Source organism: Arthrobacter sp. GMC3, from assembly GCF_002929305.1.
Taxonomy (GTDB): domain Bacteria; phylum Actinomycetota; class Actinomycetes; order Actinomycetales; family Micrococcaceae; genus Specibacter.
This window is the reverse complement of record NZ_PJIO01000076.1, coordinates 1-742: the sequence shown is the minus strand read 5'-3', so window position 1 is coordinate 742 and position 742 is coordinate 1. Positions and strand designations below refer to the sequence as shown.

Here is a 742-nt window from a genome sequence, read left to right as displayed (position 1 = left end):
AGGACAACCTGGCGGCAGTGAAGGCCGAGGAGGCTGCATTCAAACGCCAACTCGACCAGGCCAACGAGCGCTTCGAAGTCGGCCTCTCCGACAAGACCGACGTGCTCGAAGCCCAGGCAGGCTTCGATACCGCCCGGGCCAACCGCTCCATCGCACAGCGCCAGGTCGAGGACGCCTTCCAGGCGTTGTACACACTGACCAACCGCGAATACATCGCCCTCGAAGGCATCCGCCACACCCTGCCGGTGCTGGCCCCGGTGCCGAACGAGGCCAAGGCGTGGGTCGATACCGCAACGCGGCAGAACCTCAACCTGCTGGCGGTCAATTATGCGGTGACCGCAGCGGAAGAAACCCTGCGCCAGCGCCGCTCCGGCCATGCACCGACGCTCGATGCGGTGGCGTCCTATCGCAAGGGCGACAACGATGCGCTGGGCTTCAGCAACAGCCAGAGCATCCCGGGCTTCGACATGCCGCGCTACACCGGTGACGTCGAGCAACGCAGCATCGGCCTGCAGCTGAACATTCCGCTCTACAGCGGCGGCCTGACCACGTCGCAGAGTCGCGAGGCCTATTACCAGCTGAGCCAGAGCGAGCAGCAGCGCGAGAGCCTGCGCCGCCAGGTGGTCGAATCCACACGCAATCTGCACCGGGCGGTTAACACCGATATCGAGCAGGTCGAAGCTCGCCGGCAGTCGATCATCTCCAATCAGAGTGCGCTGGAGGCGACGGAGATCGGCTATCA

1 protein-coding gene is annotated in these 742 nt (G+C 64.7%); it reads left to right on the top strand.

The features are described 5' to 3' along the window. Positions 1 to 17: 17 nt before the first annotated feature. The coding region (locus CXQ94_RS23720; RefSeq protein ID WP_368665586.1) for a TolC family protein at positions 18 to 742 on the top strand (725 nt) is incomplete at its 3' end.